The 14,230-nt window shown below is 65.8% G+C and carries 14 protein-coding genes; 7 read left to right on the plus strand and 7 right to left on the minus strand.

Going from position 1 to position 14,230, the window contains the following annotated elements; all coding sequences use genetic code 11:
* Positions 1-12: 12 nt before the first annotated feature.
* Positions 13-1,680 (plus strand): phosphomethylpyrimidine synthase ThiC, encoded by a 1,668-nt coding sequence (thiC, locus tag D472_RS0111715; protein ID WP_083903444.1) that lies wholly within the window; start codon positions 13-15, stop codon positions 1,678-1,680.
* Between the two features lie 98 nt (positions 1,681-1,778).
* Here thiC and D472_RS0111720 read toward each other — a convergent pair whose 3' ends face one another.
* Entirely contained in the window at positions 1,779-2,603 is an 825-nt protein-coding gene (locus D472_RS0111720) for a methyltransferase domain-containing protein (RefSeq protein WP_017604673.1), read from the minus strand.
* A gap of 340 nt (positions 2,604-2,943) precedes the next feature.
* On the opposite strand from D472_RS0111720, the gene D472_RS0111725 reads away from it, so the two are divergent.
* The 4 genes from D472_RS0111725 (at position 2,944) to D472_RS0111745 (ending at position 7,397) form a co-directional block, all read left to right on the plus strand.
* Complete coding sequence (locus D472_RS0111725; RefSeq protein ID WP_017604674.1) at positions 2,944-3,618, plus strand: sigma-70 family RNA polymerase sigma factor; 675 nt, start codon at positions 2,944-2,946, stop codon at positions 3,616-3,618.
* Positions 3,615-3,920, plus strand: coding sequence for a mycothiol system anti-sigma-R factor (rsrA, locus tag D472_RS0111730; RefSeq protein ID WP_017604675.1), 306 nt, complete (start codon positions 3,615-3,617; stop codon positions 3,918-3,920). The genes D472_RS0111725 and rsrA overlap by 4 nt, the downstream gene beginning before the upstream one ends.
* Before the next feature lie 790 nt (positions 3,921-4,710).
* Positions 4,711-6,066 carry an HD-GYP domain-containing protein gene (locus tag D472_RS0111740; RefSeq protein WP_193373456.1) on the plus strand — a complete coding sequence of 452 codons (1,356 nt, stop codon included), beginning with the start codon at positions 4,711-4,713 and terminating at the stop codon, positions 6,064-6,066.
* Complete coding sequence (locus D472_RS0111745) at positions 6,066-7,397, plus strand: HD-GYP domain-containing protein (RefSeq protein WP_026117601.1); 1,332 nt, start codon at positions 6,066-6,068, stop codon at positions 7,395-7,397. Before D472_RS0111740 ends, D472_RS0111745 begins: the two co-directional genes overlap by 1 nt.
* A 41-nt stretch (positions 7,398-7,438) precedes the next feature.
* Here D472_RS0111745 and D472_RS0111750 read toward each other — a convergent pair whose 3' ends face one another.
* Positions 7,439-8,179 carry a GntR family transcriptional regulator gene (locus D472_RS0111750; RefSeq protein ID WP_017604679.1) on the minus strand — a complete coding sequence of 247 codons (741 nt, stop codon included), beginning with the start codon at positions 8,177-8,179 and terminating at the stop codon, positions 7,439-7,441.
* A gap of 144 nt (positions 8,180-8,323) precedes the next feature.
* On the opposite strand from D472_RS0111750, the gene D472_RS0111755 reads away from it, so the two are divergent.
* Positions 8,324-9,868: a sensor histidine kinase gene (locus tag D472_RS0111755; protein WP_017604680.1), complete on the plus strand. Its 1,545-nt coding sequence runs from the start codon at positions 8,324-8,326 to the stop codon at positions 9,866-9,868.
* A gap of 100 nt (positions 9,869-9,968) precedes the next feature.
* Here the strand turns inward: D472_RS0111755 and D472_RS0111760 are convergent, their stop codons facing one another.
* Positions 9,969-10,226: a WhiB family transcriptional regulator gene (locus D472_RS0111760; RefSeq protein WP_017604681.1), complete on the minus strand. Its 258-nt coding sequence runs from the start codon at positions 10,224-10,226 to the stop codon at positions 9,969-9,971.
* A gap of 274 nt (positions 10,227-10,500) precedes the next feature.
* Positions 10,501-11,433 carry a diacylglycerol/lipid kinase family protein gene (locus tag D472_RS0111765; RefSeq protein WP_026117602.1) on the minus strand — a complete coding sequence of 311 codons (933 nt, stop codon included), beginning with the start codon at positions 11,431-11,433 and terminating at the stop codon, positions 10,501-10,503.
* A 174-nt stretch (positions 11,434-11,607) separates the two neighbouring features.
* Between D472_RS0111765 and D472_RS0111770 the strand changes: the two genes are divergently transcribed.
* On the plus strand, positions 11,608-12,006 hold the full coding sequence (locus D472_RS0111770; protein WP_017604683.1) for a hypothetical protein: 399 nt from the start codon (positions 11,608-11,610) through the stop codon (positions 12,004-12,006).
* A gap of 295 nt (positions 12,007-12,301) precedes the next feature.
* Here D472_RS0111770 and D472_RS0111775 read toward each other — a convergent pair whose 3' ends face one another.
* The 3 genes from D472_RS0111775 to D472_RS0111785 all read right to left on the minus strand — a co-directional run bounded on the left by D472_RS0111775 (position 12,302) and on the right by D472_RS0111785 (position 14,144).
* The gene (locus D472_RS0111775) at positions 12,302-13,060 is read right to left on the minus strand and encodes an RNA polymerase sigma factor SigF (protein WP_017604684.1); all 759 of its coding nucleotides are present in this window, start codon (positions 13,058-13,060) and stop codon (positions 12,302-12,304) included.
* Between the two features lie 41 nt (positions 13,061-13,101).
* Entirely contained in the window at positions 13,102-13,527 is a 426-nt protein-coding gene (locus D472_RS0111780) for an ATP-binding protein (RefSeq protein WP_017604685.1), read from the minus strand.
* Positions 13,528-13,652: 125 nt separating this feature from the next.
* Positions 13,653-14,144: a GNAT family N-acetyltransferase gene (locus tag D472_RS0111785; protein ID WP_017604686.1), complete on the minus strand. Its 492-nt coding sequence runs from the start codon at positions 14,142-14,144 to the stop codon at positions 13,653-13,655.
* Between the last annotated feature and the right edge of the window lie 86 nt (positions 14,145-14,230).

Raw genomic sequence — 14,230 nt, forward strand, 5'->3', positions numbered from 1 at the left:
GGAAGGCGCGCCATGACGGCTATGGACAGCCATGACCTTTCCACCACCGACGTGCACCAGGTGACCACTGGTCCCATCATGGGATCTCACAAGGTGTACAGCGAGGTCCAAACCCCCGAAGGACTCACGCTCGGCGTCCCACGGCGACGGGTGGAACTCACCAACGGCAGCCACTTCGATCTGTACGACACATCCGGTCCGTACACCGACGACACCGCCGACATCGACGTTCACCAAGGACTCACCAGGACCCGCCTGGACTGGGCCTTGGACCCCGTCAACGGCTCGGTCACCCAAGCGAGCTACGCCAAGGCGGGCATCATCACCCCTGAGATGCGCTTCGTCGCCTCCCGTGAGGGGGTCACCCCCGAGTTCGTGCGCGATGAGGTCGCCATCGGCCGCGCGGTCATCCCGGTCAACCGCAACCATCCCGAATCCGAACCGACCATCATCGGTAAGAATTTCCTCGTCAAGATCAACGCCAACATCGGGAACTCCGCCGTCACCTCCTCCGTGCCCGAGGAGGTGGAGAAGATGGTCTGGGCCACCCGTTGGGGCGCCGACACGGTGATGGACCTGTCCACGGGCAAGCGCATCCACGAGACTCGAGAACGCATCATCCGCAATTCTCCGGTCCCGATCGGCACGGTCCCCATCTACCAGGCGCTGGAGAAGGTCGATGGCGACCCCACCAGGCTCAGTTGGGAGATCTACCGTCAGACCATCATCGAACAGGCCGAACAGGGCGTGGACTACATGACGGTCCACGCGGGCGTCCTGCTCCGCTACGTGCCGTTGGCGGCCCGACGCGTGACCGGAATCGTCTCGCGCGGCGGTTCCATCATGGCCGCCTGGTGCCTGGCCCACCACGAAGAGAGCTTTCTCTACACCCATTTCGAGGAACTCTGTGAGATCTTCCGTGGTTACGACATCACCTTCTCCCTCGGCGATGGGCTGCGCCCCGGATCCATCGCCGACGCCAACGACGAGGCCCAGTTCGCTGAGCTGCGCACCCTCGGTGAGCTCACCCACATCGCCCGTTCCCACGACGTGCAGGTGATGATCGAGGGCCCTGGCCACGTGCCGATGGACAAGATCGCGGAGAACGTGCGTCTGGAGGAGGAGTCGTGCGGTGAGGCGCCGTTCTACACGCTCGGTCCTCTGACCACCGACATCGCCCCCGGCTACGACCACATCACCTCCGCGATCGGTGCCGCGCAGATCGCTCGGCACGGCACCGCCATGCTCTGCTACGTCACCCCGAAGGAACACCTGGGGCTGCCCGACCGTGACGACGTCAAGGTCGGTGTCATCACCTACAAACTCGCCGCCCACGCCGCTGACGTCGCCAAGGGTCACCCCAAGGCACGGGAATGGGACGACGAGTTGTCCAAGGCGCGTTTCGAGTTCCGTTGGCGGGATCAGTTCCACCTGTCCTTGGACCCGGAGACCGCCCGGTCCTTCCATGACCAGACCCTGCCCGCCGAACCCGCGAAGACCGCGCACTTCTGCTCCATGTGCGGGCCCAAGTTCTGCTCGATGAAGATTTCCCAGGACGTGCGCAGGTACGCCGAGGAGAACGGCCTGGACACGGTGGAGGCCATCGAGAAGGGTATGGCCGACAAGTCCGCGGAGTTCGCCGAGGGTGGTAACCGCCTCTACCTGCCCTTGGTCGACTGATCGGGGGAGTGCCCCTTGCCGGCGGGCCCGTCCACCCGTGCGGGTCCACCGGTCCCTTCAAGACGGGGCGGTACCGAGGCCACCCCAAAAGTGAGGGCTCAACCGGGTTTGACGACACTGGCGATGAGGTGCACTCCTACGTAGTCGTCGGACTCGGCGGCGCGCATCTCCATTTCCACCAGGCGGCCCATCGATCGAGGGTCACGGGCCAACATCATCTCCACGGTGGAGACCGACAGCACCGTGCGCGGTTTGATCCACTCCAGCTCCAGGCCGGCCTCGGTGACCACCTCGGTGAGCTGCTCGGCGGTGAAGCAGCGGGTGATGGAGCCGTCCGGCCAGGGCACCAGCAACACGTCGGCGCTGGGGGCGTGACTGAGTTCGGGCCAGTAGTCCTGTTCGGCGAGCAGGGCCATGCCCAGGACCACGGAGTCCACGCACACGAGCGCGCGTCCTCCGGTTCGTAGGACACGCGCGATCTCGACCATGGACGCTTCCGTGGCCAGGTGTCGCGAGAGTACCCGGTTGTCGGCGATCACTCCGTCGAAGGTGTCGGCCGCGAAGGAACGCAGGAAGGCGGAGTCACCGATCACATGGCGCCATCGGCCCTTGGGTCGTGTCGGCCGGGGTATCGTCGCGCGACCGTTCACCAGGGTGAGGGGGCGACGCATGGCGGTGTCCACCGATGGTAGGAGGGTGACCACGTCGTGCCCGGCGGCCACGGCGCGGGGCGTGCCCTGGAAGTCCGGACTGGACAGATCGAGCAGGAGGGAAGGCGAGGTCGGCAACCAACGGCTGATCTGGGCTTCGGCGACGGCCCAGTAGAACCGCCAGTAATCGGACAACCGGTCGGTAGCGGCGAACTGCGCCGCGGGCGATCGAGGGCGATCGGAGGCCGGAGTCGAGGACGGTCGCACGTGCACTCCTCTCCCAACGTTCAAGTAGTCCTACCCGCACTCTTCCATGCCTCACCTTCGAAGAGGGGGCCGTTCGACCGACTTTCCCGGGACCTTCGTTCCCGGTGTGGACGGAATCAGTTCACAAGGCCCGTTGTTGTCAACAGCACCGTCCGGAGAGTGGGTGTCCGGGGGTTTCACCGCATGTGAGGGGGAGCACGAGACCATGTCGACCACCGGCGCGTGTCTTGAACGCGAGGAAGTGGTGCCGACGTCGGGTGGCGTCGATGCGCAGGTCCGGGCCGTGGGGCCGTATCGTTGGGATATGGACGCCCCAGACGGGACCAGTGCAAGGAGGCCGAAGGGCTTGGAACAGAGCCAGGAGACAGCCGAGGAACGGGACGAGCGGTTCGAGAGGGACGTGCTCCCCTACCTCGACCAACTCTACTCGGCGGCGTTGCGCATGACCCGTAACCCCGCTGACGCGGAGGACCTCGTTCAGGAGACCTTCGCCAAGGCGTTCGGTTCCTTCCACCAGTTCAAGGCCGGAACCAACCTGAAGGCGTGGCTGTACCGCATCCTCACGAACACCTTCATCAACTCCTATCGGAAGAAGCAGAGAGAGCCGAAGCAGGCCGGTACCGAGGATGTCGAGGATTGGCAGTTGGCACAGGCCGCGTCGCACACCTCGGTGGGGTTGAAGTCGGCCGAGGCCGAAGCACTCGAGCATCTTCCCGACAGCGATGTCAAGCGTGCGCTGCAGGAGCTTCCGGAGGACTTCCGGATCGCGGTCTACCTCGCCGATGTCGAGGGGTTCGCGTACAAGGAGGTCGCCGAGATCATGGGGACCCCCATCGGGACGGTCATGTCGCGCCTGCACCGTGGGCGGCGCCAGCTTCGTTCGTACTTGGAGGAGTACGCGGTGGACCGTGGCTTCCTCCCGGCGACGCGCGCGGCCGCGGCCGCCGAGGCGGTCGCCACGGGTTCTTCCGCCGGTGGGCGGGCACAGGCGAGTGGGTCGGATCGAGGAGATCGACGATGAGCGGTGGTCAGGACGAATCGGAAACGGGCACCCCGTGCAGTGAGGTGCTCGAACAGCTCTACGTCTACATCGACGGTGAACTCGAAGAAGGCGACTGCGACCAGGTGCGTCGGCATCTGGATGGATGTAGCCCATGTCTGGACGAGTACGGCTTGGAGGAAGCCGTGAAGAAGCTCGTCGCCAAGCACTGCGGCTGCGATCCGGTCCCGTTGGACCTGCGGGACAAGGTCCTGGGTCGGTTGGCCCGAGCCCGCCAGGAGCAATTGGCTCGTGAGGCCGAGCTGGGGACCCCGCCCGCCTGAAGGGTTTCCCGACGGATGGCGAAGGCTGGAATTCCAGCCTTCGCCATTTTTTGTGCTCTGGTTCCTATTGCTGTTATCTGTTGGGTTCCGATGCGTTTATATGCTTTTGTGGTGGTGTGCGGAGTATTTTCCCTTAAGTATGAGAGTTTTGGTCACTAGGTGCCCCTGTGAGTGGTTTCGGGGGTGGTCGACACGCCCGATGGGGTGCGGGTATTTTCGGTCGTGACCGACTCGGAATGGATTTCTTCGGGGTTCGCCCAGTCGTTTCATTTGGTCACGGGGGGTAGTGGCTCCTGGTCGGGTTCGGTGTGGATGGTGGCTGGATCCGCCGAGGGGAGGTGCGTCGACCGTTTCGAGGCAAAGGGCATGGTTACGCTGTGTAGCAAGCTGGAATTGCTAATTGGATTAGTAATTCCATAGTTCGGAACTTCCGAGGGGCGATCCCTCCTCGGAGAAGTTCGGTTCGGGTCATGGGCAATCCTGGCGGTGCCGAGGGCCGTTAAACTGAACGCCATATCCAACGAATGGGTCAATTTGTGCGGCGTGCTCGGTGTGTGAGTGAGGCGTCGCCGTGGAGAGAGGGGATCGCGATGTTCGCGGGCATGCTCATGATGTCGATGTACGGAATTTTCATGGCTTCCGCTTTTACCGGATGGACCTGGTGGTAGAACAGAACCGTTGAAACCATGACAGTTCGGTCGTTGTCGGCGGGGGGTGAACGAGGGTGCGGGCTCTTCCAGGGGGCGCGCGTGTCTACGTCGGAATCATCGTTGTCAGTGCTGTCGCCATCGTGCTCATCGGTCCCTACTCGGGAATCGACCTGGGAACCCTGGTGCTCATGGTGGTTCTCTTCGTCGTCGCGGAGTCGATCAGCACGCACGTCCTCGTCGACGACGAAAAGGCCGGGATCTCGCCCAGTTCGGCCGTGGCCCTGGCCGCGGTCGTCCTGGTCGGCCCGGCCGGGGCCGCCGTGGTCGGTTTCGCCTGTTGTTTGGCGCTGCGCAGGCAGATCCTGGTCAAACGGGCCTTCAACGGAGCGCAGTACGCACTGGCGGCCTACACGGCCGGACATGTCTATCTTCTACTCGGCGGCACCGTCGGGGTGCCCGGGCAGTCGGATTTCCCCGAAATCGTCTTCCCCTACGTCGCCGCCGTCCTGACGCACACCCTGATCAACTCGCTGCTCATCGGCCTCCTCATGTGGGGACTGGGGGCGGGCCGGGCCGCCGGCCCACGGCCACGGCGCTGGCGCCCCCTGCTCGCCTTGGAGGTCACTTCCATCGGCTACCAGATGCTGGGGTTGGCCATCGCGGCGGTCTGGGGCGCGGTCGGGATCGTCGCGCCGTTGCTGATCCTGTTGCCCCTGTTCATCGCACGCTGGACCTTCGGCCAACAGATCGCCGAAGCGCGGGCGCACGAGGCCACGCTCGCCACCCTGTGCCAGGCGGTGGAGACCAAGGACTACTACACGCGCGGGCACTGTATGCGGGTGGCCGAGGGCGCGGCCATGATCGCCGCCGAACTGGGTATGTCCGCCGAACGGGTACAGAAGATCCGCTACGCGGGGATGCTCCACGACATCGGCAAGCTCGGGGTGCCCACCAAGGTCATCCAAAAGACCGGCAAACTCACCGACGACGAGTACGCCGCCATCAAGCTCCATCCGACCCGTGGTTACGAGATCGTTCGCGAGATCAGTTTCCTCGACGAGGCGCTCGCCGGCATCCGGCACCACCACGAGCGCTTGGACGGGCGCGGCTACCCCATGGGTCTGGTCGGTATGGAGATCCCCGAATCCGCCCGCATCATCAGCGTGGCCGACGTCTTCGACTGCCTGACCTCCACCAGGTCCTACCGCAAGGCCTGGTCGGTGGAGGAGGCCATCGCCGAACTCCGTCGATGCGCCGGTACCCAGTTCGATCCGAAGATGGTCGAGGCCTTGGTCCGGGCCGTTTCCCGGGAAGGGTGGCAGACCCCGGACATCGCCGAACCGCCCGGTGGTCACTATGGTTCCACCGAGGACACAGAACTCGAGGGATCGAACGCTCCGACGTCGGCCGAGCCGGCCAAGAGGGGTGGTGACGAGGCGACCAAGGCCGCCGAATCCACCTCGGCCGGAGTCGTGACGGGTGGGCAGGACCGGTGATGACCCAGCGGACGGACGGGCCTCCTGACTCGGGGGCCGAAGGTGGTGGACCAGAGGGCGGTGCCCTGGAACACCGACGACGGTGTGGGCCTTCCTGGCGCACGGCGCGCCCGCTGAGGGCCATGCTGGTGGCCGGGGTGGGCGCGGCCTCCTTGGTGGCGCTGGTGGGCACGGCCGTCAACGGAGTCGTCGAACCCCACGTGGCACTGGCTTTTTGCCTGGTCATCGCTATTGGGGAGCTGACCAGGATCAATCTTCCGGGGAATCGGGAGTCGGCCCCGATCGCCGTGTCGGGGGCCATCGCCTACGCGCTCCTGATCAGCCTGGGCGGAGAGCAGGTCCATCACGGTGCCGGTCAGGTGGTCGCGGTGGTCGCCCTGGGAGTGGCCTTGGGAGAACTCCCGCACGTGGCGGTGGGTCGGAGCCCCAGCGTGGAGGGGGTCGCCCGACGGGTGTTCACCGCCCTGCTGCTCGCGGCCGCCTTCCGTCCCTTGGCCGCACAGCTGTCCCTGAGCGGCCCCTCGGTCCAGGTCGTCATGCTCATGGCGCTGCTGGTGATGGTGGCCTGGCTGGTGGACGTGGTCGTCTCGGCGATCTTGCGGGCCGAGCGGCTGCGCACCCGGCTCCGGGTGGCCGCGCGCGACGAGGCCCGTGCCCAGGTCGCCACCGGTGGCGCGATCGCCTCCAGTGGGGTGCTCATCGCGCTCGCCTGTACCGTCACCGGACTGGTGGGTCTGCTGGTGTTCAGCGCTCCACTGCTGGTCTCCCAAGTGGCCTTTCGCCGGCACGCCGAGGTGCGTCGCACCTACCTGGAGACGGTGCGGGCCCTGTCCCGGGTCACAGAGGTGGGCGGTTACGTGGAGAACGGGCACTCCCGCAGGGTGAGTCGGTTGGCCCACGGCATCGCCTGTGAATTGGGACTGAGCGAGCGTGAGCTGTTGGAGTTGGAGTACGCGGCGCTGATGCACGACATCGGCCAGCTGTCCCTACACGAGCCCATCGCGGGTGGGGCCACCGTGCTGGCCTCACCGCGCGAACAGCGCAGGATCGCAGAGTTGGGCTCGGCGATCATCCGGGAGACCGGAGTATTGGACAACGTCGCCGAACTGGTCCGTCGACAGTGCGAACCGCTCCATGGAGACGGTGACGAGGGTGCGCCGCCGTTGGGTTGTCGCATCATCAAGGTCGCCAACGCCTTCGATGACCTGGTCGGGGACAACCGCGACGTCGAACGCCGCGTCGCTGTGGTCGAACGGCTGCGAATGGACACCGACAGCGAGTACGACCCGCGCGTGGTGGACGCCTTGGCCGGTGTCATCCGTCGCGGCTGAGCAACCCTCGCCACCGTCCGTCCTCTAAGGAGGCGGTTCGGTCAGGCCGTGGGCGGGCGCAGTCGGGTGACGAACTTGTATCGGTCACCGCGGTAAAGGGAGCGGACCCATTCCACCGGATGTCCATCACCGTCGAAGCTGTGCTGACAGTGCAGGACCAGCGGCAGACCGACGTCCACACCGAGTAGCCGAGCCTCGTTCGGGGTCGCCAGCACCGTCTCGATGGACGCCTCCGCTTCGGCCAGGGAGACGTCGTACGCGCTCGCCAGAGCCTCGTAGAGCGAGGCGTAGCGGTCGAGTTGACGTCTGAGCCCCGGAAAGCGTCGTGCGGCCAGGTGGGCGGTCTCCACGGCCATCGGCTCGCCGTTGGCCAGCCGGAGTCTTTCGATACGCAGCACACGCCCGCCTGAACGGATCGACAGCAGCTCGGCGAGCTGGTCGTCGGCGTTGATGTAGCTGACGTCCAGGATGCGGGTGGCGGGATGCAGGCCGTGGGCGCGCATCTCCTGGGTGTAACTGGTCAGCTGGAGGACTTGGGCGACCTTCGGCTTGGCGACGAACGTGCCCTTGCCCTGGATACGCAGGAGACGACCCTCGACGACCATTTCGGTCAGAGCCTGGCGCACCGTGGTGCGCGACGTGCCGAACTGGGTGGCCAAAGCGCGTTCGGGTGGGACCGGGTTTCCGGCGGGCATCGCCTCGATCAGCTCGAGCAACTGCTTCTTGACCTGGTAGTACTTGGGCACCCGGGGGTTGCCGTCCAGTGTGCGCTGTCCAGTCATCGATCTCCTCCGCAGCGTCCCGCATTCATCGTGCACACCCTTTCCGGCAGGGGTCATCCGGTAGCCGGGGACCACAGATTGGTGTGGACCACTGGTCGAGTGTGTACCTCTTGAGTATGCATGGCTCCATGGGATGATTTGTGAGTGCCTCACCTCAGCGATCTCATCCGCCGTCATACGTCACTCAAACAGGCGGATCTGGAGTGGATTCACTCTCTGGTCTCCGACTGGCAACTGCTGGCCGACCTGTCCTTCGCCGATCTCGTGCTATGGGTGCGACTCCGTGAGAACGATGGTTGGGTCGCCATCGCCCAGATGCGTCCCACCACCGGTCCGACCGCTTTCCAGGACGACCTGGTCGAGAGCGTCCTGCGTGACGACATGAGCGAGGCCGGTTCCCGCTCCGGGCTCCGGTTGGTCGGTCGCCGAGCCCTCATCGACCGTGCCTGGAGCGAGGGGCGGATCTGTCGGGACGGTGACCCCGACTGGTCCGGCGGGGTCCCGGTGCGTGAGGAGACCATTCCGGTACGCCGGCAGGGCAACCTCATCGCCGTCATTCAGCGCAGCACCAACCTCAGCTCGGCGCGTACACCCAGTCGACTGGAACTCACCTACCTGCAGAGCGCGGGCGACCTGGCGCAGATGATCGCGGAGGGTGCCTTCCCCTTCAGCGACCAGGGGCCGCTCATGGTGCGCTCTCCTCGGGTCGGCGATGGTCTACTCCGACTGGACCAGAACGGAGAGGTGGTCTACGCCAGCCCCAACGCGCTGTCCGCCTATCGGCGGTTGGGATTGACCGCCGACCTGGTCGGTGCCCGGCTGGACCGCACGACCCTGGAGTTGGCCGCGGCGGGGGAGGCCCGGGACGAGAACCTGACCTACACCGCCAGTGGCCGGGCGCCTCAGGAAGCCGAGGTGGAAGCACGCGGGGTCACCGTGCAACTGCGAGCGATTCCGCTGATCATCGACGGGGTACGCATCGGTGCCCTGGTGATGGTTCGGGACGTCACCGAACTGCGCCGCCGTGAGCGTGAGCTCATGACCAAGGACGCCACCATCCGGGAGATCCACCACCGGGTCAAGAACAACCTTCAGACCGTGGCGGCGTTGCTACGGCTTCAGGCTCGACGCTTGGACGTGCCCGAGGCCCGGGCCGCGTTGGACGAGGCGGTGGGTCGGGTCGGGTCGATCGCGATCGTGCACGAGATGCTCTCGCACACCCCGGACGAGGTCGTGGACTTCGATGACATCGCTGATCGGGTCATGCAGATGGCGGCGGAGGTGTCTTCCACCGGAAGTGTGGTGGTTCCGCGCCGGATCGGTGGGTTCGGTCTGCTGAACGCGCTCGTGGCGACACCGTTGTCGATGGTTCTGGCGGAATTGGTGCAGAACGCGGTGGAACACGGACTGGGGCAGGGGCCAGGGGAGATCGAGGTGCGAGTGCGGCGCTCCGAAGCCGGACCGGGGGCCGCAGGGCCGAGCAGTCTGGAACTGGCCGTCTCGGACGATGGTGGTGGGCTTCCGGAGGACTTCGACCTGGAAGGAGCCACGAGTCTGGGCCTGCAGATCGTGCGGACCCTGATCGTGGGGGAACTCGGGGGGACTTTGGCGGTCGAGCCGAAGGAGGGCGGCGGTACGGAAGTCGCGATCAGTCTGCCACTAGAGCACCCGGAGGGCGCGCTCCCCTAGGGGTAGGGGCCCGAAGACGCGTCGTTCGGCGGGCCGTCCCCCCGTTGCGTCGGCGGGGTCGGTCGGAGTTCTCTCCTGGTTTCCGCCCAGACGGAAACACTCAGTGGCTGCGGACCATCGGGCGCGAGGCGGAACCACGGCGCTTGAGCCGGCGCCGTTCCTCCTCGGAGGTGCCGCCCCAGACACCGCCGTCCTGTCCACTCTCCAAGGCCCACTTGAGGCAGGCGGAGCTGACCGGACAACGTCGACAGACGGCCTTGGCCTCCTCGATCTGGATCAGGGCGGGGCCGAAGTCACCGATGGGGAAGAAGAGTTCGGGGTCTTCGTCACGGCAGGCTGCGTCATGGCGCCAGTCCATGCGGTCCACTCCTCACAGGTTGTGAAGCTTTTCACGATCGCTGTGCAAGGGCACCCGGTGGAAGAGTCGCCACCGGAAAGAGGTCAACGGCCTCAAGGGTCGAGCCTTCACCCCACGGCCACGTGGGAAGCGCCCATTTAACTCGCCTGTAACTCGCGGCGATATCTTGAGCGTGACAGGGACGCGACAGGCACGCAAGAGCTCCCGAGGTCAAAGGTCCTGTTCGGCGTGTCGGGTGCGTCACAGTGTCAGGGAATGGCGCTCTTTCCCCGAATTAACAGAAGATTCGTAATGCCTTCGGTATCGAATGGAAGTTGACCTGTTCGCGTTCCCCCAGGTATTCACCATCGATTTGGAAGGCTCGGGGGTGGCGCGAGTTGATCCGCAGCGAGCCCTGGTCATGCCAGGTCACGTAGCCGTCACCGCGAGCGGGAAGCCCTTTGGGCAGGAACATTTGAGAAAGTACCCAGCCGGTGAGCCAGTACGAGGAGCGAGTCAGCGCGAAAGCGTCCAGACCCAGCTCGAAACGGGAAGCCGGAGTCGGTTGCAGTGGCAGAGCTCCCGCGTACGTCCATGGGGTCGTGTTGGTGACCAGGGCGAAATAGACCTCTTCCAGGACCTTTCCATCGGTGGACACGGTAAGTGACGGGTCGCGTATATCTCCACCGAAGAACAGCTTTACCGCGACCTCCGCGTACAACGCGGGCGTGGCCTTCCGGCCGTTTTCACGTTCGTGTTCCACCTGCTGCACCACGTCCGCGTCCCAGCCGAAACCCGCGCAGAAGGTGAAGTAGCGATCGTCCTGGTCGCTGGTGACGCGTCCCAGGTTCACTTCCCGTTCCCGGCCGGATCGGATCGCCGCCAGAACCTGGCCGGTCGCCTCCACCGGGTCGCCCGAGACCCCCAGCGCCCGGATGAACACGTTGGCGCTGCCCCCGGGGATCGCCGCGTAGCGGGGGCGCTTGAGACCCTCCGGAGTGGAGAGGAGACCATTGACGACCTCGTTGACGGTTCCGTCACCGCCCAGGCTCAGCACGAGCTCGAAACCGTCGGCCGCCGCCTGCCGAGCCAGCCCTCGGGCATGGTCGCGGTAGGCGGTCTCGACGACGCTCATCTTCAACTCCGAGGCCAGAGCGCCCAGGATCACCTCGCGGGTGCGGTCGGTGGTCGTGGTTGCTTTGGGGTTCACGATGAAGAGGGCGCGCACCCGCACAGTCTAGTGCCGTGCGGGGTGCCGCGACGGAGCCGGCCCTGGCCGGTCACGGCGGCAGGGCTCAGGTCGTTCGACGTCGTGCCCAGAAACGGAACGGAGCGCGAGCAGGGGGCGAGAACGACAAGGGGTGGGACCGGGTCCGGATGAGGACGCGTATAGGCTCGTCTGGTGTCTTCGCGTCCCATCACTCTCATCGTCGCCGCCGCGCTGGAGGCCCTGATCGGTTTGGCCGCGGCCGCCGGCGGACTCTTCAGTCTGTACACCGCGATCACCGGGCAGGCCACCGATGTGGTCTCCTCGGCCATCCCGCTCACCGTCATCGGTGCGGGTGTCGGCGCCCTGCTGATCTTCGTCGCGCGCGGCCTGTGGCAACTGCGCGAATGGGCCCGCACTCCGGTGGTGGTCACCCAGCTGTTCATGGCGGTGGTGTCCTACTACATGTTCACCAGCGAGCAGTACGTGGTCGGTTCGATCATGCTCGGCACGGCCGTCGTCGCGGCCGCCGCCGTCTTGGCGCCGCCGACGACCGCGGTGCTGTTCCCCGACGAGCCCTCCAAGGGCGGTTAGCACCGCGGCCGTGCCGCGTTCCTTTCGGGCCTTTGCCGTCTCCAACCGTCGCACCTCGTTCACCCTCGGCGGGCGACCATGGCGCGATCCCTTCAGGGCTCGCGGCCCGACTCTTCTCGCAGAAGGCCGCCGGTGCCTGGACCTGGTGTCGTGCCAGCCGAGGTTCGCTTTGTGGCGGCCCTTGGAACGGCACCTCGCTGTGGCGGCGAAAAGCCCACGTAGGAACCCCTACGTGGGCTTTTCGCCGCCTTGTGAGGCGTCATCTTGGACGCCGCTCCGTAACGGGTGGACCCCGCTAGTCGTCGGTGGTGAGCGCCTGTCGGAGCTGGGCCAGGGTCCGTGCCAATAGGCGGGACACGTGCATCTGCGAGATCCCCAGTTCCTGGGCGATCTGCGACTGGGTCATGTTGCCGAAGAAACGCAGCAGCAGGATCCGCTTCTCCCTGGGCGGAAGCTGTTCCAAGAGCGGCTTCAGGGACTCCCGATATTCCACACCCTCTAGTGACTCGTCGACGATGCCCAACGAGTCGGCCACCGCGGGCGCGTCCTCGTCCCCGCTGTCGGGGGCGTCCAGGGACACCGTCGAGTAGGCGTTGGCGGACTCCAGGCCCTCCAGCACCTCCTCCTCCGTCATCTGCAGGTGCTGGGCCAACTCCGCCACGGTAGGGGAGCGCCCTTCGCGCTGTGACAGGTCGCTGACCGCCTTGGTCAGGGACAGTTTCAGTTCTTGGAGACGACGGGGAACCCGGACCGCCCAGCCCTTGTCACGGAAGTGGCGCTTGATCTCACCAACGATCGTCGGGGTCGCGTAGGTGGAGAACTCCACCCCGCGCTCCAGGTCGAAGCGGTCGATGGACTTGATCAGCCCGATCGTGGCCACCTGGGTGAGGTCGTCCAGCCACTCACCACGGTTGCGGAAGCGCCGGGCCAGGTACTCCACCAAGGGAAGGTGGAGTTCGACGAGCTCGTCGCGAATCGCTCGGCGCTCGGGCGCCTCCGGGTCGAGTTCGCTAAGGCGCTCGAACAACTCTCTGGCACGCGCCCGGTCGGGCACCGCGTGCTCGGTCTTCGCTGTCAGAGCGGGCCCCCTTTCGCTCACGCCGGCTCCAACATGCCACGGCGTTTGTACAAGACGATGTAGACGCGGTCGTTCGGGCCCACCCCGGCATCCACGTTTCCCGCCAGGGCCGACAAAACGGTCCAGGCGAAGGTGTCGCGAGCCGGGAGACGCCCATCCGCGGTCAACACCGAGACGGAGATGCGCATCCCCTCGGGGGTGAGTTCGAATTCCGTGGTCAGTTCTGTGCCGGGCAGCGCCTGGGTGAGGAGCATCGCGCAGGCCTCGTCGACACCGATCCTCAGGTCCTCGATCTCGTCGAGGGTGAAGTCGAGCCGGGCGGCCAAGCCCGCCGTCGCCGTTCGCAACACCGATAGGTAGGCACTATCGGCGGGCATGTTGACGGTGACAGCGTCGCGTACACCGGTGGCGTCGGCCATGGGCACAGCGGTTTCTTCGGTCACGTCCCTCCTTCGGGGGGCGAGGTTGCCGCTTGAGAGCAATGTATCTGGTTTCACCCTGCCACTGACGCAGGGAAGTGAGACCGTGTCCGTCCGAAGGTGGCCGAACACGAGACGAATGGCCGATCTCAGTCCCTCGTGGAACCCAGAGCGACCAGCGCGTCACCATCCAGGCGACGGACCGTCCATTCGTCCATGGCGGTGGAACCGAGCGACTCGTAGAACCCGATGGCGGGCTCGTTCCAGTCGAGCACGGACCATTCCAGGCGGCCGTAACCACGTTCCACGCAGATTCGTGCAAGATGGCGCAGCAGGGCTCCGCCGTACCCGTGACCGCGCAGATCGGGTCGTACGTACAGGTCCTCCAAGTAGATCCCGTGTCTGCCGGTCCAGGTGGAGTAGTTACGGAACCACAGCGCGAACCCGGCCGGGACGAGGGCACCGTCGGCACCCGAGTGCTCCACGACGTGCGCGTACACCGTCGCGTTCGGTCCGAACAGGGCGTGGTCCAGATCCTCCTCGGTGGCCACCACCGCGTCGGGTTCCTTCTCGTACTCGGCGAGTTCGCCGATCATCCGATGGATGACGGGAACGTCGTCGGGACGGGCAGGACGGATCATCGGACCACCTCGGATCAGGGTCGGGGCCTGCGGGTGATTCCAGGGTATGCGCTGGGCGGAGAGGGCTCGTGTGACCGAGGTGTGGC

Origin of the sequence: Nocardiopsis alkaliphila YIM 80379, from assembly GCF_000341005.1 — a bacterium.
Lineage (GTDB): Bacteria > Actinomycetota > Actinomycetes > Streptosporangiales > Streptosporangiaceae > Nocardiopsis > Nocardiopsis alkaliphila.

Bases quoted from the DNA above. Each gene is read 5' to 3' on its own strand.
- thiC (WP_083903444.1), top strand. From the start codon at position 13: ATGACGGCTATGGACAGCCATGACCTTTCCACCACCGACGTGCACCAG.
- rsrA (WP_017604675.1), top strand. From the start codon at position 3,615: ATGAGCGGTGGTCAGGACGAATCGGAAACGGGCACCCCGTGCAGTGAG.
- D472_RS0111745 (WP_026117601.1), top strand. From the start codon at position 6,066: ATGACCCAGCGGACGGACGGGCCTCCTGACTCGGGGGCCGAAGGTGGT.
- D472_RS0111750 (WP_017604679.1), bottom strand. From the start codon at position 8,179: ATGACTGGACAGCGCACACTGGACGGCAACCCCCGGGTGCCCAAGTAC.
- D472_RS0111760 (WP_017604681.1), bottom strand. From the start codon at position 10,226: ATGGACTGGCGCCATGACGCAGCCTGCCGTGACGAAGACCCCGAACTC.
- D472_RS0111785 (WP_017604686.1), bottom strand. From the start codon at position 14,144: ATGATCCGTCCTGCCCGTCCCGACGACGTTCCCGTCATCCATCGGATG.